The organism is Vibrio jasicida CAIM 1864 = LMG 25398, from assembly GCF_000400365.1.
GTDB classification, from domain to species: Bacteria; Pseudomonadota; Gammaproteobacteria; order Enterobacterales; family Vibrionaceae; genus Vibrio; species Vibrio jasicida.
Genome location: NZ_BAOG01000062.1, coordinates 15989 through 38557, shown reverse-complemented (window position 1 = coordinate 38557; position 22569 = coordinate 15989). Strand labels below are relative to the sequence as shown.

Here is a 22569-nt window from a genome sequence, read left to right as displayed (position 1 = left end):
GGAGCAGCGTTTTTTGTTTTATGAGGAGAATCTTGATGACTCCGGCCATTAATCTTGCGAAAAAGAAAAAAGTATCACACACCATTCACCAGTACGAGCACGACCCACGAGCGGACAGCTATGGATTAGAAGCGGCAGAAGTATTGGGACAAGATCCAAAGAAAGTCTTTAAAACGCTGCTGTTCTGTTTGAACGGCGAGCCTAAAAACCTAGCCGTTGCCATTATTCCTGTCGACCAAAAGCTGAATCTTAAATTGGCAGCGAAAGCGGCGAAGGGCAAAAAGGCCGATATGGCTGATCCGGAAATTGCACAAAAGACCACAGGATATGTTGTTGGTGGGATTAGCCCACTTGGACAAAAAAAAGCGCTGCCTACCTTTCTACATGAAAGTGCAATAGATCAAGACACCATCTGCGTGAGTGCGGGTAAGCGTGGTTTAGAAATCGAGTTAGCCCCGAAAGATTTGCTGAGTTTAACTCGTGGTCAATTTGCACCGCTGTGCTTGTAAGTTTAAGACAAGCAAAAAGGACGCTCATGAGCGTCCTTTTTTGATCTTACCATTCAGTGAAGCGTTATTTCTTCAGGCTCAATGTGCCACCAGAACGTTTTGCAGGTTTGCTTGGCTTAGCGGCATTTGGGTTCATGTAATGCTGCTTAGGTTTACTCGGTGATTGAGGCTTTTCAGTTTTACCATATTCACCTTGAGGCTTAGTGCGTTCATTTTGTGGCTTTGCGTTGTAATGCTCTTTTGTTGGGCGTGCTTTTTCATCATCACGTTGACGACGCTGTTGGCCTTTTTTCGAATTCGGTGCATGACGAAATTCATCAGCATTGTTACCACGGAAAGTTCGTGTCTTCTGGTTACGACGAGCAGTAGAGTCTTGGTTTTCTTCACGGCTATCAAACAGCTTTGCGTCGGTCGCTTTACGAATATTACGCCCTCTAGAGTCTGTTTTTGATGCTTCTTCCGTACCCACTGAGCCTTCACACATTGCTAGGATCTCTGCCATTTCGTCGTCACTTAGGTAACGCCACTTACCATTAGGAATACCATCAAGTGAGATGTTCATAATGCGTACGCGACGTAGTTTGAAAACTTCGTAGCCTAGCGCTTCACACATACGACGGATTTGACGGTTCAAACCTTGTGTTAACACGATACGGAAAGAGAATTTGGTCTCTTTCTCTACTTTACAAGGCAGAGTCACCGTATCAAGGATCTTCACACCGCTCGACATCTGCTTAAGGAATTCGCCGGTGATAGGTTTGTCGACACGCACCACGTATTCTTTTTCGTGGTTGTTGCCTGCACGCAAAATCTTGTTCACGATGTCGCCATCGTTTGTTAGGAAGATCAAACCATCTGAAGGTTTGTCCAGACGACCAATTGGGAAGATACGCTTTTTATGACCGATGAAATCAACGATGTTACCAGGGATATCACGCTCAGTGGTGCAAGTGATACCGGTTGGCTTGTTCAAGGCAATGTAAATTGGCTTTTCTTTTGCCGCAACGGGGTTGCCATCGACGCAAACATCATCACCAGGTAGCACTTTTGTGCCCATCTCTGGTTGTTGACCATTAATGGTGACGCGGCCTTGCTCGATAAGGCGGTCTGCTTCACGGCGCGAGCAGAAGCCCGTTTCGCTGATGTATTTGTTTAAGCGTTTTGTGTTGTCTTGTGACATGTCGTCTCCTAACGTTTCACAACGGCGGTTAATTGAAGTGCCTTACTGCTAGATAAAGCAGCAAGACGAGATAAGGTCGGGCATTCTAGCACCGGGAGAGCGCTTAGCCTAACCGTTTTTGATGACGTTCTCGCGTCTCAAGCTTCTTCTCGGGGCTCTTTCTTAATAGAACGTACACAGCACCGCTGCCACCGTGAAATCGTTGCGCACTGTGTACACACTGCACTTCGCGGATTTGCTGCAACCAACTGCTGACATAACTTTTCATTAAGGCTGGTGGATTAGAACGTTCACCACGGCCATGCACTATTACCACGGTACGAATGTCCATTTGAATGCATTGCTTAAGGAATTTTACGACTTCGTCACGCGCTTCTTTCAACGTCTTACGGTGTAAATCAAGACGAGCTTGTATCGGGTACTTGCCCAAACGTAGCTTACGATAGACACCGTCTTGTACGCCATCACGTTTGAACTCGATAAAGTCATCTGGTTTCAGCATTTCTGCATGGTCAATCGACAAGTATTCAGGATCGTCTTCAGTTAACCAAATTGCTGCCTCGCGTTTAGCAAGGTGTGCATCGGTAACTTGGTGAACCTTTTTGTGTTCGGCGGTGTCATTGCTGATTGGCTTTACATCGCCCATCATCTGTTGGAACAGATCAAAATCGTCATCGTGAGACATAACGGCAATCTCATAAAGAACAGGATAAGTAGAGACAATTATATCAAGGACGTGTGTGAAAAGATCAAATAAAAAACCGGAGCAGGCAGGTTACCAACTCCGGTGCAAAGCGTTTCTAGAGCTAAGCGAGATCTAGTGAGGAGATTTGTCGTTCATGATCTTGTAAATGAAGAAACCGCTGAAAAACAACATCAGTCCAATTGTCCCAAAGATTACTATCATTGACGATAGTCCCACCGCATTACCAAATAGGAGTTCAAGCCAAAAGTCCATGTGTTTCCTCCAAGATAGTTCCGACATGGACCAAACTAATAGGTGGTGCTTTTTTACACACTGATCTGGATCAATTATGTTGCCAAGGTTAATAGTCTGTATTTTATTGTGGGTTCTTAGTCACATTTCACGTGCTAGTGTTCAGTAATTCATCAAACGAATTAAGACATTAGGTTTTTTCGCAAAAAGCACTTGCGTCTCTCAAAAGAATCCGTAATATACGCATCCGTTGACGGGGATAAGTCCTCAGTTAAACATCTCGGTGAATAGCGCAGCTTGGTAGCGCATCTGGTTTGGGACCAGAGGGTCGGGGGTTCGAATCCCTCTTCACCGACCATATTAGAGAAAAAGGCCCTACAGAAATGTAGGGCCTTTTTCGTATTTGGTGATATTTATTTGGAACCAGAGGGTCGGGGGCTGGAATGCCAGTCCTCTGGAAGCCCAGCCGCGTCGAATCCCTACTTCACCGACCACTTTCAGAAAGCCTGCTCAATGAGCAGGCTTTCGTCGTTTCAGCGGTCGCAAATTTGGCTTTGATAGTAGCGAACCAAATGGGGTTCGCCTGAAGTTAGAATATGGCTCTTCACCGACCTATTTTAGAAAAGCCGCAACAGAAATGTTGCGGCTTTTTACGTTTACGGTTTTTTTGAGTCGGGAGCGCTTCGCTTTAGGAATTGAGAGGTGTTCGCTAGAGGGCTAATGAAGTGCACTCGGCTTTGAAAGTTGTTGATGGAACTTGTTCCTAGAAAGACAAAACAAAGTCGCTTCCCATTCCCGCTATTTCACATCACAACTAATATCTTTAATTGGTGTTTCGGATGTGGTGAAACAGACATAAACCGTTTGTGGATTGTTTGGTCCTACCTTGATGTAGCCAGCTTGAAGTTCATCTTCATCAAACGTCACAGAGTGTGATTTCCCTGTTTTGCCATCGAAGTATTCGGCTTCAAAATTCTGATTGATTAGATGTGCGACGCGATTGCGAGTATGGGCAGTAGAAAAAGTAATGTTCGCACAGCGCATCATAGGTTTTTGGGTAATTAAGAACTGACCACTTTCTTTATCGAATACACCACCTTTAGTTTCTGGGGCGATATCGACGGGCTGGAATTCTTCAATCGTGCAAGATGGCTTGGCATTCGCTAACGAAGGTAAAAGTAGTGCGCTGGCTAGACATAATAATGAGGCTTTGAACGTCATAAGGCTCTTATCAAATTTGAGATTGTGTACAGGTTGAGTCGATAGTATCGGATAGATTGCTGGATTTGTCAGCGAAGCGTAAGTGTAGACTCAACAGCGTGGGTGCGGTGTAAGAGGATGTAAGTGCCCCGTCAATCAGGGCACTGATGTTCGTAGTGTAAATATTGTGCCCGTTTAGATGTCACAATCTGCTTTGCTAGTATTGCCCAGAGCTTCGATGTTAAAGCCGCGTTTTCTGAGTAAATCGATCAAGTTGTCTTTACCAACTAAGTGCAAGCTACCGACCACAATGGTGTATTGACCTGCTTTCTTTGGCAGTACACTGCCTGAATCTAGCTTTTCAGCCCAATCATGGTTGCGCTCATACAGGAAAGCCTCATTAAATGCATCGGTAGACTCTGCGCTTTTAGACGCATCTTCTAGAGAGTTACCATCTCCAGTCTTCCAACTGTCGATCAAGCACTGTACCAAAGCCTCACCACCGTCATATTCTTCGATAGAAGAGAGCAGTAATTCTTTCCCGCCATCTTCTTGTCCAGCAATTAAGTCCAACTGAAATTGTACCGTTTCGAGTGGGATCACTGGCACATTTTGCTTATCAGCAAGCGTCATTAAGTGCATGTCGACACCTTGGTCTGAGGCATAGCCTAACTTATTCACTAGCAAGAGCTGAATCGTCAATGCCGCCGACCAAGGTGGTGCATCGAGTAGTTGTTCTTCCGGTAATCCAAGATCTTTTGCGATGTCAGCCAAGTGCTGACGTTGTTGTTTGTCGAGGATGTCTTTCGCAAGTAGTTTTGTTTTTGGAAATGCAGCCCCTTCGGTATTTCTGATATCCGCTTCGATGATCAAACCGTCACTGTTGTTGAGGAACTGAGTCACGGCTTTCGGTAAAGGGTACATGCTTTTGTCGCCCACATGGACAGAACCAATAATCATGTATTCGGTGTCTCCTTTTTGTACCAACCAGTGTTGTGGCTCTGCTTGTGCGGAGTAGGAGGTGAAAAAAACAATCAAAGATGACATGACAGACAAGAGTCGAAACATATTTTGCTCCTCGAATTCAATATGCACCTTATCTATAACATGGTTCGGCAAAATCGTCATTTCTAAAAATATTGACGAGTTTTGACGGCATGGAAATGAGATCTAATTCACGAAAGCACTTCAATTGAGTTTGTTGTTAATGGATTACTAAATAACCAATAGTGATCAAAATCCTATAAAACCCGACTAAACCCATCGATATTCGTGATTGAGATCGCAACAAACTCGTCAAAAAAAGTTGTTCGTTTTTGACGTTTTAATTAAGTAATTGAAATGTAAGTGTTTATATTTTCTTAAGCAATGCTGAATTTGACCTGGATCACTTCTTAGTTTCATTAATTTTACGCTTAGAAATAACTGCTTGTATGTTGAATGCAACTGTTAAGCGCCTCGCATTTAGGTGCTCACCATTTTTGATAAATGTCGTTTTGAACCACTGACTTTTTGGGGAAAGTAAGATGTTGAAACATAGTCTGATTGCTGCTTCTGTTATTGCTACATTGGCAGGTTGCTCTTCACTACAGAATTCTGAGCAACAAGTTGTAAACTCATTGGCTGACAACCTTGATATTCAATATGAAGTGTTGACTAACCACGGCGCTAACGAAGGTCTTGCATGTCAGGATATGGGCGCAGAGTGGGCGTCTTGTAACAAAGTCAACATGACACTGGTTAACCAAGGCGAAGCGGTTGACTCTCAAGATTGGGCTATCTACTTCCACAGCATCCGTCTGATTCTGGATGTCGACAACGAACAATTCAAAATCTCTCGTGTAACGGGCGACCTACACAAACTAGAACCAACAGACAAATTTGATGGCTTTGCGGCAGGTGAAGAAGTGGTTCTTCCTCTTGTTGCTGAATACTGGCAGTTATTTGAAACTGACTTCATGCCGGGTGCATTTGTTGCAGCGCCAAACGCTGAGCCTAAGATGATCGCGTCGCTTAATACAGAAGACGTTAATTCTTTCGTTACTGGCCTTGAAGGCAACAACCTAAAACGTACGCCTGATGACAACAACATCATGGCAAGTGCGGCATCTCGTTTTGAAAAGAACGAAGATCTAGCAAAACAAGATGTATCAACTACGTTGCTACCAACGCCAATGCATGTGAAAGCAGGCAAAGGCACAGTAGACATCGCAGGGGGTATTGCGCTGCCGAAAGACGCATTTGATGCGGCTCAATACGCAGCAATTCAAGATCGTGCAGAAGTGGTAGGTGTGGATGTTCGTGGTGATGTTCCTGTTAGCATCACGCTAGTTCCTGCAAACTTCACCGGTGAATTAGCAAAATCTGGTGCTTACGATATGAGCATCAACGGCAACGGTATTGTTATTAAAGCGTTCGACCAAGCTGGCGCGTTTTACGCAGTACAATCTATCTTTGGCCTGATAGATAGCCAAAATGCTGATTCTCTACCACAACTGTCTATTCAAGATGCACCTCGCTTTGATTACCGTGGTGTGATGGTGGATGTGGCTCGTAACTTCCACTCTAAAGACGCAATTCTTGCAACGCTAGACCAAATGGCAGCGTACAAGATGAACAAACTACACCTTCACTTAACGGATGATGAAGGCTGGCGTTTAGAAATCCCGGGTCTGCCTGAGCTGACAGAAGTGGGTGCTAACCGTTGTTTCGATTTGGAAGAGAAAAGCTGTTTACTGCCTCAGCTTGGCTCAGGTGCAACGACAGACAACTTTGGTTCTGGCTTCTTCAGCAAAGCAGACTACGTGGACATCTTGAAGTACGCGAAAGCGCGTAACATCGAAGTGATTCCTGAAATCGATATGCCTGCGCACGCTCGTGCAGCTGTGGTATCAATGGAAGCTCGTTACGACCGCCTAATGGAAGAAGGTAAAGAAGCAGAAGCGAACGAGTACCGCCTGATGGATCCTCAAGATACATCGAACGTAACCACGGTTCAGTTCTACAACAAGCAAAGCTTCATCAACCCATGTATGGAATCTTCAACTCGCTTTGTTGATAAAGTGATTTCAGAAGTAGCGGCAATGCACCAAGAAGCGGGCGCACCGTTATCAACATGGCACTTTGGTGGTGACGAAGCGAAGAACATCAAGCTAGGCGCTGGTTTCCAAGATGTGAACGCTGAAGACAAAGTAAGCTGGAAGGGTACGATTGACCTGTCTAAACAAGACAAGCCATTTGCACAATCTCCACAATGTCAGACGCTAATTGCAGACGGTACGGTAAGCGACTTTGCTCATCTACCAAGCCACTTTGCAGAAGAAGTGTCTAAGATTGTGGCTGAGAAGGGCATCCCTAACTTCCAAGCTTGGCAAGATGGTCTTAAGTACAGTGAAGGCGAGAAAGCGTTTGCAACAGAAAATACTCGCGTAAACTTCTGGGACGTTCTTTACTGGGGGGGCACATCATCAGTGTACGAGTGGTCTAAGAAAGGTTACGACGTGATCGTTTCTAACCCAGACTACGTTTACATGGACATGCCATACGAAGTTGACCCGAAAGAGCGTGGTTACTACTGGGCTACACGTGCAACAGATACTCGTAAGATGTTTGGCTTTGCACCAGAGAACATGCCTCAAAACGCAGAAACGTCTGTAGATCGCGATGGTAATGGCTTTACTGGTAAAGGTGAAATCGAAGCGAAACCTTTCTACGGTCTATCAGCACAGCTTTGGTCTGAGACAGTACGTAACGACGAGCAATACGAGTACATGGTATTCCCTCGCGTACTAGCAGCCGCTGAGCGTGCATGGCACCGTGCTGATTGGGAAAACGACTACAAAGTGGGTGTTGAATACTCGCAAAACTCTAACCTAGTAGACAAAGCAGCGCTAAACCAAGACTACAACCGCTTTGCGAACGTACTTGGCCAACGTGAACTGGCTAAGCTAGAGAAATCTGGTATCGACTACCGCCTACCTGTACCAGGTGCGAAAGTAGAGGATGGCAAGCTAGCAATGAACGTTCAGTTCCCTGGTGTGAAGCTTCAATACTCTCTAGACGGCAAGAACTGGCTAACTTACGCAGACAATGCTCGTCCAAATGTGAAAGGTGAAGTGTTTATCCGCTCTGTATCTGCTACAGGTGAGAAAACAAGCCGCGTGACTAGCGTGAAGTAATTCTGCTAATCATTCACTAAAATCATTGTTCCTTACTCAAAGCCCTCAACCTATGCTGAGGGCTTTATTTATTTTTCTACGGAAAATAAGCGTGACCAATGTCTGATTATTTTTTACTGATAATTAAGTTCGTAATTTAGAAAGAAAAGAAGAGTGTGATCTCGATGCTTATTTTGTGCCAAATTTGAGAGCCTAATTAGCTTCAGGTCACACTTTATTTTTTTGACGAATTTTTATATTTTATATCAAGTGACTGTATTTAATAAACTTTATTGGGTTTCGAAAATGTTGATTTGAATTGGATCACTGTTTTAAACGATTTATTTTTCAATGCGAATTAAATTGCGCAGTATTGCTGTCGCCAGGGAGGCACATCCCAATGTTTGCGATGAAGGGCAGTGATAGCCGGACATCTCATCGCATAACGTGAACAAATAAAGGCAGTAATTATGAAAAACGTTTTAGCACTAAGTGCACTTTCTCTTGTTTTCGCTTCAAGCGCTTTCGCAGACTCATCTTACGTAACGGGTAATATTCAATTTCACGATGATGGTCGAATTCACGGTTCGGACATGACATCAACGCTAGAAGCTGGCCACACTTTCGATAACCAATTCGGCGGCTTCACGGTTTACACTGAGTTTGATGGCATCCAACTTGGTAAGTTAGAAACTGAAAACGGCGGCGCAGGTAACACAACACCGGCTATCACTGTGGGTGGTGAGCAAGCATTTAACATCACTGATCACCTATGGGTTGCAGCAGGTTACCAGCATCTATTCTCTGCTGGGGAGAGCATTCAATACCGCCCGCTAGTTAAAATCGGCTACAACTTCGATAATGGTATCTCTCTAAGCAACCGTACTCGTGCACACATCGATGCAACAGACGCAGATGCGAAAACAGATTACCGCATGGATAACCGCATTGGTTACGCGATGAACGAAGATGTGACACTGAGCTACAACAACGTTTACATGATTGATGCTGAAACCATGGACCACGAGTTACGTGCAACATGGACTCGTAAGGGCGTTCAACCTTACTTTGAGTTCCGTAGCCAAGCACACGGTGCAGAGAATGCATCAGGTGATAGCCTAGTAAACAACGCATTTGTATTCGGCGCATCTTACGGCTTCTAATTAAAAAGTTTGTCTAATACCCAAGTAACCTCGAGATGCTAGGTTCAGCGAGAATGACTTGGTTTGAAGGCAAGGCAACAATTTGAAGATCTAGTGGTTCTAAATCAAAAATTGTTAACAAAGCATGCAAGGCAAGACAACTCGCCCTCTGGGAGCGTGTCATTGACTCAATTGCTGTGTCAAACAACTTGGAAAGAGCTTGCTATTCCGCTTCGTTGTCTTCCTTGCACTCGAATCAATGACAACGCTCTGAACTCTGCATCTTGAAGTCACTTGGGTATATTTGTCCATTAAGAAAAAGCCCAGCGGTTTGAATCGCTGGGCTTTGTTTTTATTGGTCGTTACCTTTGTGGTAACGGTATTCGTATACTTGGCCTTTCTCGTTGTAGGCGTAAACAGCGTAGCTGTCTTTCTTATCGCCGTATTCCATGCCTGGTGAGCCCATTGGCATACCCGGTACCGTCAGGCCTTTTGCATTTCTAGGCGGGTTTTCTAAGAAGGCTTTAATGTCGGCGGCAGGAATATGACCTTCAAATACGTAGCCATCGATCTCTGCGGTGTGGCAAGAGTAAAGCTGTTCGTTCTTGATGCCCAAATCGCGTTTGATCGCATTCATGTCATCATGCAGCTTTTCTTCCACAGTAAAGCCGTTCTCTTCCATGTGTTTTGTCCATTCGCCACAGCAGCCACAGTATGGCGATTTGTGGTTGATGACATCAGCGGCTAATACGTTCGCCGATGTGACAGCAAGCATTGTAAAGGTCAATAGTTTCAACTTCATAATATCCTCGAGAAGAAGTGTCGCTTACTTAATGGTAAACAGTCGTAGTCGATTTGCATTACTGACGACCGTGATTGAAGACAGTGCCATCGCTGCACCAGCAACGACAGGACTGAGCAAAAATCCAAACGCTGGGTAAAGTACGCCTGCGGCGATAGGAATACCCAACGAGTTATAAATAAAGGCGCCGAACAAGTTTTGTTTCATGTTCTTAAGTGTTGCGCGAGAGAGTTCAATCGCATGCACAACGGCCATTGGTGATGTATTGAGAATGGTCATTTGTGAGCTTTCGATTGCTACGTCACTGCCACTTCCCATTGCGACACCAAGATCCGCCAACGCAAGGGCTGGTGCGTCATTGATGCCATCACCGATCATCGCAACTGTGCGGCCTTGAGATTGCAGCAATTCAATGTGTTGTGCTTTCTCGTCGGGCATCACTTGAGCGATGACTTCATCAATGCCGAGCTCTTTACCGATAGCATTGGCTACGTGTTGGTTGTCGCCTGTGAGCATGACGGTTTTTATGCCCTGCGATTTTAATGCAGACACCGCTTGCTTGGCATCAGATTTAATTGGATCAGCGATGGCAATTAAACCAATCAGTTCGTTGTTCAGAGCCACTGCCACTGGTGTCCAAGCGTTGTTTGCACAATCTTCAATCGCTTGCTTCATTGAGCTGGTATCAATCTGCTCGGTTTGCATAAATTGCAATGAGCCAATGAGTAGCGATTGTGCTTGGTAAGTCGCAGTAATGCCACGGCCACGAATGTTCTCGAATGCGCTCAACTCAATATTTTCAGTATTGTTCTTTCTCGCGTAATCACACACGGCTTTTGCCAACGGGTGCTCCGATTGACGTTCGGCCGCGTATGCCAGAGCTAGCAAGTGCTCTTGGCTGGTGGCGTGAGTAAACACTTGCTGCACACTCGGTTTACCTTGAGTCAGCGTGCCAGTTTTATCGAATACGACGGTGTCGATTTTGCTTGCCAACTGCAGTGCGTCAGCGTCTTTGATCAGAATGCCGAGCTCTGCGGCTTTACCGACACCAACGGTAACCGACAATGGCGTTGCTAAGCCTAGCGCACAAGGGCAGGCGATAATCAGCACTGTGGTCGTTACTACAAGCATGTAGCTGGCTTTAGGTTCTGGACCTACGGCAAACCAAACCAAAGCGGCAAGGATTGCGATGCCGACCACGACCGGTACAAATACCGATGAAATCTGGTCCGCTAATTTGGCAATGGCAGGCTTGCTGCTTTGCGCTGTGCGTACCATGCGAATGATTCGAGCCAGCATGGTGTTCGCGCCGATGCCCGTTGCTTCAATGATTAATCCACCATCTGTGTTCAGTGTACCGGCAGACACTTGTGCATCTTGCGCTTTTAACACTGGTACTGGTTCACCGGTTAGCATTGACTCATCAATGTACGATTCACCCTGTATCACAACGCCATCTACTGGCACTTTCTCGCCCGGTTTGATGCGTAGTTTCATGCCTAGCGTGATTTGCTCAACTGCGATCTGTTGATCACCTTGTTCTGTCATCACCGTCGCTTGTTGAGGTTGTAGGTTAATCAGCGCCTGCAATGAGCGTGTTGTGTTTGCTTTGGCTTTTGCCTCGATATAGTGACCAAGAGAAATTAAGCCGATGATCATTGCGCTCGCTTCAAAGTACACATGGCGTGAAGCAAGAGGGAACCAGTCTGGGAATATCACCATAAGCATCGAATAGAACCACGCCGCCCCGGTACCTAACGCGACTAAGGTGTCCATAGTGGCACGTTTGTGAGTGGCTGCTAACCATGCGTTAGTAAAGAAGTGCTTACCCGCAGTTGCTAGCAGTAAGAGACACAGAATACCAATCGCACCCCAAGCCAACTGGTCGTTCGTGTTGCGAATCACCATGTTGCCGCCAAATACCCCCCACAACATCAGTGGCGCACCGACAACTAAGCCAGCTATTGCATCAAGCCTGAAGCGTTTTTGTTGGGCAAGTTGCTGTGCTGCTTGCTTTTCTTGTTGGGTTGCTGCGTCTTGGAGAATCTCTGCTTGGTAACCGGCTTGTTTTACTGAATCAATAATCGCGTGGTGAAGGGCTTCAGAATCTTGAGTAGCGAACACTAATGCACTTTGCTCAGCAAGGTTTACTTGTGCTTTCTCAATGCCTTCTACGTTAGTAAATGCTTTCTCTACTGAAGAGACGCAACTCGCACACGTCATGCCTTGAATCAGCATTTGCAGCTGAATACTCGCTGGTGGCACCTGTGCATCTTTAATATTGCTTTGCTTTTCTGCCAGTTCAGGCTCTGATGAACCTTCTTCTTCTTCTACTTCAATAGAATCAAGGCTAGCGGTATAGCCAAGAGTTGCCACAAGATCGATCACTTGCTGCTCTGAGAGTAGGGTCGTGATATCCAGTTGGGTTGTCGACGCTTGAAATGCAATGACGTCTTGATTCGCTTCTAACAAAGAAGAGAGTTTCTTCACGCAGCCGCCACAACTTAGTCCAGCTAGGTTGAACTGATATTGATGGCCAGCGTGATAACCCAATGTCTCGATGGATTCAACAATAGAAGAAAGAGGGGACTCGGTTTTCAACTCAACCACTATTGGGGACAAATTGATGATCTCAACACTGTGATTGGCATGTAAAGCTTTCTCAACTTTTCTAGCACAGCCCATGCAGTTAAGCCCTGACATCGGTACAACGAACTGATACATAATTTGTCCTCAAGAATAGTAATGTTCAGAGGATAAACCTTCCTGCAAGGTGAAGGTCAAGCATTTCGACGTGAAACAATTTCGTCAAAATCCCCCTACTTGCACCGTCAATGTACTGATATTGTTGCGAGTTATCTCAAAGTTTTTTCTCTCTGAATATAAAGTTCCGTTAAAACGCCTAAAAGTGAGGTGAGGTTGCTCACGAATTTCGAGCTTTTTATATAAAAAGCAAGTGACTCTGGATGCTTTTGACGTTTTTATATTTTTATTTGTCATTTTAAGTCGTTGTTATTAATTGGTTTATATTGTTTTTGATCTTCTCATTTTGAAGTTGCTCAGATTGCCGTGGGGAAAGTTTTTTACTGCGAAAAAAGTTTGTCATATTTGCTCCGTCCAAACACAGATTCAAGTTCCTGCAATGTCCTAGTTAGCGAATTTGAAAATGGAAAAAACTAAAAATATAGGGGTTAAAAATGTCTTACCTAAAGAAAAGCCTACTTGCTACTGCAATCACAGGCATGATGTTCAGTGGTTCAGCTTTTGCTGATGGTGCAAACAGTGATGCAGCGAAAGAGTACCTAACTAAAGACTCTTTCTCATATGAAGTGTACGGTATTATCGCGATGCAGGCCGCGTACCGCGATTACGATTCTGGTAGCAAAGCAACTGACGATGACTTGGGCGGCATGCAGCTAAACAACGAATCACGTATCGGCTTCCGTGGTAAAAAGCAATTCGCTAACTTTGAACCAACGTTCATTTGGCAAATCGAAGGTGGCTACGTAGACCCAAGCTTTGGTGGTGAAGGCGCAGGTCTTGGTGAGCGTGACACATTCGTAGGTTTTGAAAGCGCTTCTTGGGGTCAAGTTCGTCTAGGTCGCGTTCTTACTCCAATGTACGAGTTGGTTGACTGGCCAGCATCTAACCCAGGTCTAGGTGATGTTTACGACTGGGGTGGTGCAATCGGTGGTGCTAAGTACCAAGACCGTCAATCAAACACTATCCGTTGGGATTCTCCAATGTACGCTGACAAGTTCTCTATCGACGCAGCAGTGGGTGCTGGTGATAAAGCGGGTCTAGGTGAAGGTGACGATTACTGGGGCGGCATCGCGGCTCACTACAAGTTAGGTCCACTACAATTGGATGCTGCTTACGAAGGTAACCGTAACATCGAAGGTGAAAGTCAAACTTGGGAAAACAACACGTACCTACTAGGTGTTCAAGGTTGGTTTGACAACGGTATCTCTTTCTTCGCTCAATACAAATACATGGAAGCTGATGCAAGCAACGGTGTAAGCGAGAAGCAAGATGCAATGTCTGCAGGTCTAATGTACACAACAGGTGATTGGCAGTACAAACTGGGTTACGCAGCAAACTTCGACCTAGAACGTGACGGTAAGACAATCGATAACACAGCGGATGATGTACTATCAGCACAGATCATGTACTTCGTAGACCCATCTGCAGTACTTTACGCTCGTGCTCGTACGCTAGACTTCGGTGACGGTGCGTCTCAAGTAGACGATGACACTAAAGCACGTTGGAAGTCAGCTGACTACGACGAGTTCTCTGTAGGTGTTGAATACTACTTCTAATATAGAAGCAGCTAAAAGGGCGGAAACGCCCTTTTTGTATTGATACTTATTCACATAAGTCATTGGAATTACTGGCCTGTTGATTTCAGTGACTTATCTAAATTGGTATAAGACGAGAAAACCATGATGAAAAAAACAACCACACTATTAGGACTTTGCGCACTTATTTCTGCGCCTGCATTTGCTGCTCAACTGACTCTGCAAGCGGAATTGGTTCCTCGCGTTCTCAACAGTGAGTTCGTCTACCCTGAGTGGATCTCTGACAACAACAGCATCAAAGTAGAAGACGGTGCAAACCAACTGGCCGTGAACGTGGGCCAAATTGTTTTTGAAGATGGTAAGCGTCGTAAGTTTGATTCACAGCCTCTTTTACTTGAGTTCGATGCACCGAAAGATGCAGAGCTAACGCTGACATACAATAAGTTCCGCACTATTGAAGAAGCCAAAGCATTTGAAATAGATCCGAAACTGACGCTGAAAGACGCAAGCGGTAAAGATGTTGAGTTTTCAATGGTTCAACTTCGCAAAGGCGGCCTACAAGGGTTCCGCGACTATGAACGTGAAGTGGCTGATTACAACAAAGCAATGAACAAGCAATCGACGAAAGCAAGCATCGCGGCGTCTCCGGCTGTCACTAAGACATTGAAAGAGTCCTTCAGTGATCTAAGCCGTCAAGAGCAACAAGAATTCATGCAGTGGGCGATGCAGAATCTAAAATAATCGGCATTCGTAACTTTCTTTTGCGATAGCTTTTCTGTTGTTCCAAGCGTTTTGTCGCTATAAATAAGAGGGCAGTACCTTAATCGGTGCTGCCCTATTTGTATTTCTGGCGTTAAACCACACGGAAGGATTGTAGAATCGACCTACGATGGTAAAATGTCGCCACTTTTATCCTTGATATTACAACGAGAGCCCTCTCGTTGCTCATTACCCCTAAGGAACTCTGATGACGGTTAAAACTCGTTTTGCTCCTAGCCCAACTGGCTACCTACACGTTGGTGGTGCGCGTACTGCACTTTACTCTTGGCTATATGCTAAAAACCAAGGTGGTGAATTCGTTCTACGTATCGAAGATACTGACCTTGAGCGTAACTCTCAGGAAGCGGTTGATGCGATCCTAGAAGGCATGGAATGGCTAGGTCTTGAGTGGAACGAAGGTCCTTACTTCCAAACTCAACGTTTTGATCGTTACAACGAGATGGTTGATAAGCTTCTAGAAGAAGACAAAGCATACAAATGTTACGCATCTAAAGAACTGCTAGATGAAGTTCGCGCAGAGCAAGAAGCAAACAAAGAAATGCCTCGTTACGATGCTAACCATCCAAAAATCAAAGCGGCAAACGAAGCGGCAAAAGATGGCGATCCATGTGTTATCCGTTTCCGTAACCCGAAAGAAGGCAGCGTAGTATTTGATGACCAAATCCGTGGCCGTATCGAAATCAGTAACACACAAATGGATGATCTGATCATCCGTCGTACTGACGGTTCGCCAACGTACAACTTCTGTGTAGTGGTTGACGACTGGGATATGGGCATCACTCACGTAGTGCGCGGTGAAGACCACATCAACAACACGCCTCGTCAGATCAACATCTACGAAGCGCTAGGTGCGCCAGTACCAACATTCGCACACTGTGCAATGATCCTAGGTGATGACGGTGCGAAACTGTCTAAGCGTCACGGCGCTGTATCGGTAATGCAATACCGTGATATGGGTTACCTACCTGCAGCACTAAACAACTACCTAGTGCGTCTTGGTTGGTCTCATGGTGATCAAGAGATCTTCACTCAAGAAGAGATGATCAACCTATTTAGCCTAAACGCAGTATCTAAGTCAGCGTCTGCATTCAACACTGACAAACTGCAATGGTTGAACAACCACTACATCAAAAACTCAGATCCAGCGTACGTTGCACAGCACCTACAATGGCACCTAGATCAACAAAAACTAGACGTAACAAACGGCCCAGCTATCACTGAAGTGATCAAGCTAGTGGGTGAGCGTTGCAACACGCTAGTTGAGCTAGCTGAGCAAATCCGTTACTTCTACGAAGACTTCGCTGAATTTGAAGCGGGCGCAGCGAAGAAACATCTACGCGGCGTGGCTAAAGAGCCTCTAGAGCTTGCTCTAGCGAAAGCAGAAGCACTGACTGAGTGGACAACAGCGAACATCAAAGATGGCGTAATCGCAGCTGTATGTGAAGAGCTAGAAATCGGCATGGGCAAAATCGGTATGCCACTACGCGTTGCAGTCACAGGTGGCGGTCAGTCTCCTTCTGTAGACGCAGTAATGGAACTGATTGGCAAAGAACGCTGCGTTGCTCGCATCAAGATGGCGCTTGAGTTCATCGCTGAGCGTGAAGCAAACGCATAATTGCTTGAATAATTAGTCGAAAAGCCGCGGTAAATACCGCGGCTTTTTTTGTATCTGGCACCAGGGAAACAGCAAATTTCCTGAAATACCGCCTGAATTACTGAACTTTTTCTCATCAGATTGCTCAAAAATTGATAAGTTTTACTAATCCAAATATAGCTGTTGTGAATGCTAATTGAGTAGTTTCATGCGAAATATCTCTCTGAAATAAAAACACTATCCTCAAAGTTCCTTAAATATCGTCTCATTTATGAGAAGTTAATTTGCTTTACCTCTACTATTTTGAAATTTCACGCAAACGTTTGCGTTATTGCTGTGGCTCACTTTATGGTGCGCCAGATCACACTAAATCATGCTTTTCGATGACACTAAATTGACAGTTTTGGGATTTGTCTTGGGATTTCTTAGGGTTATAGTGCTCGCCGTCAGTGAGGCACGCTTATGCATCATTGAGCAGGAGACATACCCAAGTGACTTTTATGCAAATGAGCGGAAGTTATTTCGGTATCAAACTCAAAGGAACTGAATAAAAGAATTGAAATACAACGTCAGTCAGGCGGCGCATTTCGTTAACGAACAAGAGAACTTCTTTTAGAGGAATCAATAATGAAAAAACTAGCAGCGGTAATTTCAGCTTCTTTACTTATGGCTTCAGCAGCGCACGCAGAAGTATACGTGGGCGGTAAGATGGGTAAGTCTTGGATGGACGACGCTTGTGTAGCTGGTCAAGCTTGTGACAAAGATGGCTCTACTCTAGGTGCTTTTGTTGGTTACGAAATGAATGACTACTTCTCAGTAGAAGCAGGCTTCGACAACCTAGGTGACTTCGACCAAACTTCTTTCGGTGGCCACGTAGAAGCAATTACACTTGCTCCTAAGTTCAGCCTACCAATCACAGAAGACATCGCACTTTACGGTAAAGTGGGTGGCGCTTACCTAATGATGAACGATGGTAAAGACGATTACTCTTACCTAGGTGCAGCTGGTGTTGAATTCAACGTAAGCGAAAACGTAACAGCACGTGCGGAATACCAAACAATCACAGACATCAACAACGATTCTGTGAAAGCAATGGGTAACTCTGCAACGCTAGGTGTTGCATTCAAGTTTGGCGGTAACGACGAAGTTGTTGTTGAAGAAGAGCCAATCGTTGAAGAAGTGGTTGTTGAAGAAGTTGCTCCAGTTGTAGTAACTAAGACTTTTGAAACTCAAACTATCGGTACAGGTAGCTTTGCACTAAACAGCACAACTCTAAAACCAGAGAGCGCTGCAAAACTAGACGAGCTAGTAGCATTCCTAAACGAGTACCCACAAGCGAACGTTGACGTAATTGGTTACACAGACACTTCAGGCCCAGCAGCTTACAACCAAAAAGTTTCTGAGAAACGTGCTGAATCTGTAGCAAACGCGCTAGTAGAAAAAGGTATCGATGCTTCACGTATCCACGCTCGTGGTGAAGGTGAAAACAACCCAATCGCTTCAAACGAGACTCGTGAAGGTCGTGAACAAAACCGTCGCGTAGAAGTTGTTGTTCCTGAGTTTGAATACCAAGTTCAGCAATAAGCTCCTATCTGACCGTTAGAAGCATAAACGCTGAATGCCCCAAAGAGTTCGCTCTTTGGGGCTTTTTTATATCTATTGCGCTCATCTTAGATGTATTACAAAAGAATCAACGTCTATGCTATTTACAGTTTTGTATTTTATTACTTTAATTATGTATGAGTTTTGCTTACCCTTTGGCTATTAATAGAATTATTAGTTAGCACTATGTCTAAGAGCAATTTAATAACAAACACTGGACACCGCTTTATTTCGAAAGGCAAAACAGCCTTTAAGATCCACATCCACACACCGGAAGATACGGTATTGCACCGCTCCGTGGGTTTCGTTCGCATTGGAGAAAAGAAAGGCCTTAAGAAGGCCATCAAACTGCGTAACGAGCTCGGGCGTGAAATGTGGGGCAAGTTTTGGCGTCGTCTATTGAAAGACCCGTACCTGATGACAAGGCTGCCACACAGCGTTGAGCCTAAGATTGTCCATAAACCCAACCCAACGTTGGAAGATCCGAACAATCGAGACACTTGTTACATTGCCAAGTGGCGTGAGTTCGACGAGGAAGGGCAGTACAAGTACAAAACGGTGGTTCGATCCATCAACAAGTACGGAAAACTTGCTGCCTATATGCAGACGAAAAAAGCGTTGTTGGATGCACACAAAGATAACCTTGAGATCTTAACCTTCATGGGGCGCCTAAACAGCATTGATCTTAAGTAAGCGGTTTTTCACTGGTGTCGTCGACATCGTTCGAAATGATTTGCCTATACTGCGGGCATAAAAAAGCCTTAGCTTGAATGCAATAAGCTAAGGCGATGAATGGCGCCCCCAGTAGGATTCGAACCTACGACCTGTCCCTTAGGAGGGGACTGCGCTATCCAGCTGTGCCATGGGGGCGTAATCAAATAAGATGCGTTACCTATGATATTCAAAAGTAAGCATATCGCAAAGCCTTATACGCGTTGCTAAAGCATCTTGTTCATTACGTCGCCAATTTGAACACTTGAGGCAAGGTTTGGTTGTTCGATCGTCAGTTCCGCTTCGTGCTCGTAGACACGAGTTACTCTTAGGGTTATTTCGCTCTGAGAGACCTTATTACGTGGCAAACCGTTTTGGTCGATGAATGACGCCGTGTGCCACAATTGCAGCTGGTCACCCTCTTGTACGCCGTGCATGCGGCCAAGATCCATGGTGACTGTGTTGCCAAATACCGCGACCACTTCTGGTAGGGTAATTTTACAAGACAGTTCCGATTCCAAATCCAACATAATATTACGGCTCACGCGCAGCATCATTTCACCGTAGGTGGATGCCCAGAAGCGTGCACTGCGTGTATCGACTTGGCTGGTTTTTGCAAATGGCCAGCGAGCCACTTCACGGTAATTTTTGTGGTAGACCTCATGGCCAGTTTTACCGTCAAAAACTTTCATCTCCAGTGCAAACTGACGATTGATTACGTCGTCTTTCAATAATTTTGCATCAATGGTTGCGGTTAAATCTGTTACTACACCACCAATGATGTATTGCGCGCCGTTGTCTTGCGCGATCATTTTGGTTCGTTCAGGGTAATTTGCGCTGATCGAATAATCGGTGGTGCCAACAGAAACAAAGCTGCGTGACGTTTGATCCAATTGACGATTCACAACATGGCTGAAATCGTCGCCGACATTGTAGATCTGGCCCATGACCGCCTGTTGGGGTGACGCGACATCAATGTTACCCACCAGAACGGTTTTCTTGTATTGATCCACGTGGCAACCCGTTGCCGATGGATAAATGTCCACACGGATGCGCATTTCCATCTTGCCGCTGCGTTTACGCTCTGACTCCACCAAGATGTAACGCACTTCATGGTTAGTGAATTGGTACTCTTTGCGGCTTTCTTCTAATAGCGGCATCAAATTACTGATGCTGCCAATGTCTGCGCCCGAAAAGTTGACGGCTTTGAAGAGGGCGTCTTCCAATGCGTGCAGCCTTGCCGCTTCATCTGAAGAGACGATCGTGGCAACGCCTGTCACTTCATACCAAGATGCTGCCGCTCGAAATGGCGTCATCAATATGAAAGTGATTGATATTAGGCTAAAAAATAATTTTTTCATTGTTTGTAACCGTTCGGGTATAAATATTGCTTTACCAATTTCAGTGAAGTTTGGTGGCTTTTTCTTAGTTAGACAAACAGAAGAAAAGCAAAGACTGTTCCAAGATCACGCTTCTTCGTAAACGAAGTGATGAAAGAGCAGTAACACCTAAGATTATCTGGAGAATCAAACCATGAAAAGATGGCTTGTCGCCGCATCGATGATGACGCTTTTGACATCGTGCGCGTACTCACCAATTTACAATGGTAAAGAACCGTATTCTGGCAGTCAGTTTATGCTGATGGACAGTCCTCGTCATACGATGGACTTTTTCATTGAGAGCATGACGGAAGAGTTAATGGTTTCGAATGTTGCAGTATCGTCGCGTACACCGATTGCGATTACCTCTTTTGTCGATCTGCAAAGCATGGATGCCACTAACTGGCTGGGCAATTCAGTATCGGAAGGGTTTATCCATCAGTTCCAGCGCCGTGGCTTCAAAGTTGTGGATTTTAAAACAACGGGCAATATCCAAGTTACACAGCAAGGTGACTTTGCTCTAAGCCGTGATTGGCAAGACCTTGCACAAGCACAAGAGATTCAATACGTGCTGACCGGTACGATGTTGCGTCAAGAGGGCGGCGTCCTAGTCAACGCTCGTGTAGTTGGAATGCAAAGCCGTATCGTAGTGGCGACAGCGCAAGGCTTCTTGCCTGCGGACCGTATTGGTCGTGATTTGGATACGCTTAACAGTATTCGCACTCAAGATGGCGTGCTGATTCGCTCCGACCCAACTATTCGTCAGCCATACACAGTGATTCTCCGCCCGTAGGACATTAGCATGAAGAAGTTATTATTTATTATTGCGACATTGGTGCTGGTGGGGTGTCAACCATTGCAGCAGATGCGCCAAGATGAGATTTTAGTGGCGGTAGGTTATGCCAGCGTAAGTGAGCAAACAGGCCGAACCGTTGAAGAAAGACGCGTTCGTGCCATGCGTGCGTCAAAGATTGATGCTTACCGTGAGTTAGCAGAGCAAGTGTATGGTATGCGTGTTAGCGGCCGTGCAGAGCTTGCTGATCAGCGTCTGGGTGTGGAAAGTACCACTGGCGCTGTTGATGGCGTTATCCGTGGTGCAGAAGTCGTGCGCAGTTACTTGGTTGAAGACAGTTACGTGACAGAGCTTCGCCTAGATATCCGTAAAATGGATAAGCTGCGAGATTACGGAGAAGTACAACAAGTTCCTGAGAAGCGTCAGCAGACCTTGTTCTAATTCGACCCAGCTTTACTCAATAGATAATCTTTCTTAAGCGGCTGATTGGCAACAATGAGTCGCTTTTTTGTTGGCGTTTTATTGCGAAGTCGTGTGAGTAGAAAATACCCTCAGTGGGAATGTTCTGGTGAGCGTGGAGCGAATGCCAAAGAGTAGAGGTGAGGAAATCTACGCTTTAATGTTGGTTCCGAGAGTAGAAATCGTATGGGTTTTACCGCCAGCATTGTAAGTCATGCCGATCTTACCGTGGGTATGTTGAAGCATGTTGTTAAGTTTGTTGAAACTCAGTTGAGCACGGTTGAGTGATTCACCGTTCATTTGGTTTACTTGCTGACAATCGAGGACGATGGATTGGATTTGAGCGACTAGCTGACTTAGGTTTTCGTCTTCAGTAAGTTGATTGACGTGCGGGTGAGAGGCGATTCGCTGGTCAGTGGTTCTTAGTTGACCAATGAGTGTCATTTTTTCTTTGGCGAGTTTTTCGATCTCAATAGAGACACGAGCAGTGATGGCTTGTGTTTCTTGACGCAGTACACCAGAAAGTGCTTTCGTATTTTCTAGCTGGAAATTTACAAGATCGACTAATGCTGCCATGAATACTTACCTTGGGCCTAAGTCAGTTAGCTTTTGCCTTGCAATTCGTTTTCAAACTTAATCATATTGTCCGCCAGTTTTTCTGGGTCGACTTTGTATGAACCGTTTGCGATTGCTTCTTTAATTGCCGCTACTTTTGCGCTGTCATAAGCCGGAGAAGCTGCCATATCCTTTTGGAGTTTGCTGACTGCTTTGCCTTGTTGGCTTAGTGATACCGCGTCTTGCTGTGCTGGCGCTTTTTTCGATTCCGTTGTGCTGGTTGCACTAGAATCTGTACGTGCAGGTGCGCGACTGGTTGTCGTCATCATCTGTCCTGAACGTATATTGTCTATACCTGCCATATATCAACCTTAAACTCGTATCGTAATACTGGTATCCAGACTATCGACCAAGTACCAAATAACTTTAGTGCTTTTTTGCATTTTTATTGATCGATTTGCCGTACACCAG

At 45.2% G+C, this 22569-nt stretch carries 20 protein-coding genes and 2 tRNA genes; 11 read left to right on the top strand and 11 right to left on the bottom strand.

What is annotated here, in order from left to right; genetic code table 11:
* Nucleotides 1–35 precede the first annotated feature (35 nt).
* A complete protein-coding gene (gene ybaK, locus VJL_RS17345) occupies nucleotides 36–509 on the top strand; it encodes a Cys-tRNA(Pro) deacylase (protein ID WP_038879809.1) in 474 nt (157 codons plus the stop codon).
* A gap of 64 nt (nucleotides 510–573) precedes the next feature.
* Here the strand turns inward: ybaK and rluF are convergent, their stop codons facing one another.
* The 3 genes from rluF to VJL_RS28015 all read right to left on the bottom strand — a co-directional run bounded on the left by rluF (nucleotide 574) and on the right by VJL_RS28015 (nucleotide 2647).
* Complete coding sequence (gene rluF / locus VJL_RS17340; protein WP_038872822.1) at nucleotides 574–1689, bottom strand: 23S rRNA pseudouridine(2604) synthase RluF; 1116 nt, start codon at nucleotides 1687–1689, stop codon at nucleotides 574–576.
* A gap of 103 nt (nucleotides 1690–1792) precedes the next feature.
* Complete coding sequence (gene smrA, locus VJL_RS17335) at nucleotides 1793–2374, bottom strand: DNA endonuclease SmrA (RefSeq protein WP_038879807.1); 582 nt, start codon at nucleotides 2372–2374, stop codon at nucleotides 1793–1795.
* Between the two features lie 132 nt (nucleotides 2375–2506).
* Nucleotides 2507–2647, bottom strand: coding sequence for a DUF3149 domain-containing protein (locus VJL_RS28015; protein WP_020198127.1), 141 nt, complete (start codon nucleotides 2645–2647; stop codon nucleotides 2507–2509).
* Nucleotides 2648–2907: 260 nt separating this feature from the next.
* Here VJL_RS28015 and VJL_RS17325 point away from each other — a divergent pair.
* A tRNA-Pro gene (locus tag VJL_RS17325) sits at nucleotides 2908–2984 on the top strand.
* Between the two features lie 440 nt (nucleotides 2985–3424).
* Here VJL_RS17325 and VJL_RS17320 read toward each other — a convergent pair.
* Together VJL_RS17320 and VJL_RS17315 are read right to left on the bottom strand one after the other, a co-directional pair.
* A complete protein-coding gene (locus tag VJL_RS17320; protein WP_038872828.1) occupies nucleotides 3425–3847 on the bottom strand; it encodes a hypothetical protein in 423 nt (140 codons plus the stop codon).
* 174 nt (nucleotides 3848–4021) lie between these two features.
* Nucleotides 4022–4894 carry a TraB/GumN family protein gene (locus VJL_RS17315; protein ID WP_038879805.1) on the bottom strand — a complete coding sequence of 291 codons (873 nt, stop codon included), beginning with the start codon at nucleotides 4892–4894 and terminating at the stop codon, nucleotides 4022–4024.
* Nucleotides 4895–5352: 458 nt separating this feature from the next.
* On the opposite strand from VJL_RS17315, the gene VJL_RS17310 reads away from it, so the two are divergent.
* Nucleotides 5353–8004 (top strand): beta-N-acetylhexosaminidase, encoded by a 2652-nt coding sequence (locus VJL_RS17310; RefSeq protein ID WP_038879803.1) that lies wholly within the window; start codon nucleotides 5353–5355, stop codon nucleotides 8002–8004.
* Between the two features lie 449 nt (nucleotides 8005–8453).
* Nucleotides 8454–9146, top strand: coding sequence for an oligogalacturonate-specific porin KdgM family protein (locus VJL_RS17305; protein ID WP_038879801.1), 693 nt, complete (start codon nucleotides 8454–8456; stop codon nucleotides 9144–9146).
* 331 nt (nucleotides 9147–9477) lie between these two features.
* Here VJL_RS17305 and VJL_RS17300 read toward each other — a convergent pair whose 3' ends face one another.
* Together VJL_RS17300 and VJL_RS17295 are read right to left on the bottom strand one after the other, a co-directional pair.
* Nucleotides 9478–9927, bottom strand: a complete 450-nt coding sequence (locus VJL_RS17300; RefSeq protein ID WP_038879799.1) for a DUF411 domain-containing protein — start codon at nucleotides 9925–9927, stop codon at nucleotides 9478–9480.
* 24 nt (nucleotides 9928–9951) lie between these two features.
* Entirely contained in the window at nucleotides 9952–12651 is a 2700-nt protein-coding gene (locus VJL_RS17295; protein WP_038879797.1) for a heavy metal translocating P-type ATPase, read from the bottom strand.
* 473 nt (nucleotides 12652–13124) lie between these two features.
* Between VJL_RS17295 and chiP the strand changes: the two genes are divergently transcribed.
* The 5 genes from chiP to VJL_RS17270 all read left to right on the top strand — a co-directional run bounded on the left by chiP (nucleotide 13125) and on the right by VJL_RS17270 (nucleotide 18894).
* Nucleotides 13125–14246, top strand: coding sequence for a chitoporin (chiP, locus tag VJL_RS17290; protein ID WP_038872845.1), 1122 nt, complete (start codon nucleotides 13125–13127; stop codon nucleotides 14244–14246).
* Between the two features lie 123 nt (nucleotides 14247–14369).
* Nucleotides 14370–14966 (top strand): YccT family protein, encoded by a 597-nt coding sequence (locus tag VJL_RS17285; protein WP_038879795.1) that lies wholly within the window; start codon nucleotides 14370–14372, stop codon nucleotides 14964–14966.
* A 226-nt stretch (nucleotides 14967–15192) separates the two neighbouring features.
* On the top strand, nucleotides 15193–16620 hold the full coding sequence (gltX, locus tag VJL_RS17280; protein WP_005438627.1) for a glutamate--tRNA ligase: 1428 nt from the start codon (nucleotides 15193–15195) through the stop codon (nucleotides 16618–16620).
* A gap of 606 nt (nucleotides 16621–17226) precedes the next feature.
* Nucleotides 17227–18183: an OmpA family protein gene (locus VJL_RS17275; RefSeq protein ID WP_038872851.1), complete on the top strand. Its 957-nt coding sequence runs from the start codon at nucleotides 17227–17229 to the stop codon at nucleotides 18181–18183.
* 204 nt (nucleotides 18184–18387) lie between these two features.
* On the top strand, nucleotides 18388–18894 hold the full coding sequence (locus tag VJL_RS17270; protein WP_038872853.1) for a hypothetical protein: 507 nt from the start codon (nucleotides 18388–18390) through the stop codon (nucleotides 18892–18894).
* Between the two features lie 100 nt (nucleotides 18895–18994).
* Here the strand turns inward: VJL_RS17270 and VJL_RS17265 are convergent.
* Together VJL_RS17265 and VJL_RS17260 are read right to left on the bottom strand one after the other, a co-directional pair.
* Nucleotides 18995–19071, bottom strand: a tRNA-Arg gene (locus VJL_RS17265).
* Between the two features lie 68 nt (nucleotides 19072–19139).
* On the bottom strand, nucleotides 19140–20273 hold the full coding sequence (locus VJL_RS17260) for a flagellar assembly protein FlgT (RefSeq protein ID WP_038872856.1): 1134 nt from the start codon (nucleotides 20271–20273) through the stop codon (nucleotides 19140–19142).
* Between the two features lie 172 nt (nucleotides 20274–20445).
* Between VJL_RS17260 and VJL_RS17255 the strand changes: the two genes are divergently transcribed.
* Entirely contained in the window at nucleotides 20446–21084 is a 639-nt protein-coding gene (locus VJL_RS17255) for a FlgO family outer membrane protein (RefSeq protein WP_038872858.1), read from the top strand.
* 9 nt (nucleotides 21085–21093) lie between these two features.
* Nucleotides 21094–21525 (top strand): flagellar assembly lipoprotein FlgP, encoded by a 432-nt coding sequence (gene flgP, locus VJL_RS17250; RefSeq protein WP_038872861.1) that lies wholly within the window; start codon nucleotides 21094–21096, stop codon nucleotides 21523–21525.
* A gap of 168 nt (nucleotides 21526–21693) precedes the next feature.
* Here the strand turns inward: flgP and VJL_RS17245 are convergent, their stop codons facing one another.
* Nucleotides 21694–22119 (bottom strand): flagella synthesis protein FlgN, encoded by a 426-nt coding sequence (locus VJL_RS17245; RefSeq protein WP_038879791.1) that lies wholly within the window; start codon nucleotides 22117–22119, stop codon nucleotides 21694–21696.
* 26 nt (nucleotides 22120–22145) lie between these two features.
* The gene (gene flgM, locus VJL_RS17240) at nucleotides 22146–22460 is read right to left on the bottom strand and encodes a flagellar biosynthesis anti-sigma factor FlgM (protein ID WP_005425628.1); all 315 of its coding nucleotides are present in this window, start codon (nucleotides 22458–22460) and stop codon (nucleotides 22146–22148) included.
* Between the last annotated feature and the right edge of the window lie 109 nt (nucleotides 22461–22569).